Source organism: Arthrobacter sp. CAN_A212 (assembly GCF_015752345.1).
Classification (GTDB): Bacteria; Actinomycetota; Actinomycetes; order Actinomycetales; family Micrococcaceae; genus Arthrobacter_D.
Genome location: NZ_JADOUT010000064.1, coordinates 1 through 2,140 on the forward strand (window position 1 = coordinate 1; position 2,140 = coordinate 2,140).

Annotated in this window: 2 protein-coding genes and 1 pseudogene; 1 reads left to right on the forward strand and 2 read right to left on the reverse strand. The window is 57.7% G+C overall.

Annotated features, from left to right (window positions below; all coding sequences use genetic code 11):
* Nucleotides 1-207 precede the first annotated feature (207 nt).
* Nucleotides 208-1,011, forward strand: a complete 804-nt coding sequence (locus IWX64_RS16760; RefSeq protein WP_196868259.1) for a phosphotransferase family protein — start codon at nucleotides 208-210, stop codon at nucleotides 1,009-1,011.
* A 45-nt stretch (nucleotides 1,012-1,056) separates the two neighbouring features.
* Here the strand turns inward: IWX64_RS16760 and IWX64_RS17410 are convergent.
* A pseudogene (locus tag IWX64_RS17410) lies at nucleotides 1,057-1,302 on the reverse strand (YunG family protein); the annotation flags it as partial.
* An 82-nt stretch (nucleotides 1,303-1,384) separates the two neighbouring features.
* Entirely contained in the window at nucleotides 1,385-2,032 is a 648-nt protein-coding gene (locus tag IWX64_RS16765; protein ID WP_196868260.1) for a class I SAM-dependent methyltransferase, read from the reverse strand.
* Nucleotides 2,033-2,140 lie beyond the last annotated feature (108 nt).

A 2,140-nucleotide genomic window follows, 5' to 3' on the forward strand; every position in this document is an offset into this window, starting at 1 on the left:
AACCGCGCCTCTTTCTCGATCCGTTCCTTCTTCGACAACGTACGCAGCACCTCACATCAATAGGGGTGTTGCAACGACCGCTTGAGCTCGCCATCGCTCACTGCATCGTTCGGGGTTGGAGCCTTGACAAGTATTCTGGGCGATAGGGGCGAAATTCCTCAGTTCCTCGCAATGAGGTGGGAGTGGAGGGTCTATAGGGTTGGTGCTATGAACGGAATATTGGAAGAGATCGCTCTGGAAGTCTTTCCTTCAGGCGATTGGCGTGAGGCTCACCATGTCGATTTCGGACAGTTCCATGACGTGCTTGTTCTCCAGGACGTTGCCGTTGTTCGGATCGCACGATCACTAGACCAGGGTCTTAAGATGACTCGCCGGATGGAGTTATTGCGTCGCATTAATAGGCAGGTCCCTTTCAAGATACCTGTGCCGCTTACGGAGGTTCAGTGGCACGGGGATCGGGCAGCGGTCGCGCAGCAATATGTTCCAGGTGTTGCTCACCCATCCGGGTCTGGGGATCCTGAACAACTACGTGCCCTCGTCCAGTCGCTCGATTCGATGGAAACGGCGCCACTGGGTGACTTGGTCGGTGAACCATTCTCCTATGCCGGTCCGTGGGATTCCGGCAAACAACAGAGGTTGTTCGCAAATGTTCCACGGGCTGTTCATGGTGAGCTGCACCGTCGGCTTGATCCGCTTTTATCAATGGACGTAGTAGAGCCGTCCTTGGTGCACGGAGATCTGGCCGGCCACAACATTCACTGGGTGAAAGGTCGCTTAAACGGTGTGCTCGATTGGGATCTTGCCAGCCTTTGGGATCCTGCAATCAATGTCGCTTACCTCTCGATGTGGCACGGCGACGATATTGCCGGGAAGATCACGGACTCCGTAACCGCTGGGAGAGCGCGGGTATGGCGCGAAAGCCTCATTCTTGAAAGCATTTCTCGGGCCATCAGCGATGGGCGAGCTGACCGTGTCGAAATGCTCACCGAGAAACTGCGCAGCTCGATGTGAAGCATTAGTCAGCGCTGCAAGGCGGAGAGCGCGTGGCCCGTCCGCGGGTCTGACGACCACACGTCGAGGCCCAACAATATGGTCAGCCGTGAACTGCTGACGCGTCAGGTCGATTTCAAGACCGCTAGAGAGCCTGTTCCAGTAATGAACCCGGTTAACTTCGTCTCCACCAACAACGTCAGCGATGAGTAGATCCCCGCCCAAAAGGTCTTGCAGGACCAGTGCTGTGGGCCCGCATTGTCCGTATTCCGGGGTGTTGTGATGCCAACGCGTCTGGCTGCTCGGTTGCAAGCAGGTGGTGTCTGCTCACCAGGCCTGACGGAAAGCCGCCTCGAGCGTCCGCAAGGTGACTGCCACTGGTTTTTGCATCCGATCAGGCATGGGCAATGATCAACCAGCCACGGCTGGGTGCGTACGGAAGATCCCGGACCTGGATCTGGGCGAATCCCGCTTTTGACAAAGAGTCTCGGAATTCTTCCTCGGTGCGGAAGCGCAACGTCGAGGTGGAGTCGACACGCTCACCATCAGCCAAGAAAATTGTTGGAGAGTCGAACGTGACAAACGCGCCGTCGACTTTGGTTACTTGGACCCATTCCTCTACTGGCCCTTCTCCCACGACGTCTACGACGCGTTGGGTCAGTTCCTTCGTCCATCGGGTCCACCCGCGGTCCGAAGGCACCCGGCTTTTGAACGCAACATATCCGCCCGGGCGCAGGCAGGCGCGGATTGCCTGCAACGTCAGAGCCCATTCCTCATTGCTTAGGAAGACCTGGGCAACGTTGGCGGTCATGGTGGCGAGGTCCCACTGCTGTTGCTGGGCTGGGTCAGCGGCAACGTCCAGGGCGGTTCCCACAATCCACGTCACCTGGTCCGCGCTGGGCTTAGTGTGGGCGACGGCTGCGGACGCACCGGCGGGGTCGACACCAAGCACTCGCGTACCACGCTGCGCCAGGAGAGAACCGAAAGTCCCTGTGCCGCAGCCAACGTCCAGGACAGCGGAAACGTTGAACTCATCGATCAACGCCAGGTATGTGTCTAGTGCTCCGTGTTAATGGTTTGTTTGCGTTTCATCTTGCCTAGGAGGTACTCCGCTGATTTGGTCCAGGTGAATGGTTTGGCGTCCTGGTTG

Excerpts from the sequence above, each read along its gene's own strand:
- IWX64_RS16760 (WP_196868259.1), top strand. The coding sequence starts at position 208 with ATGAACGGAATATTGGAAGAGATCGCTCTGGAAGTCTTTCCTTCAGGC.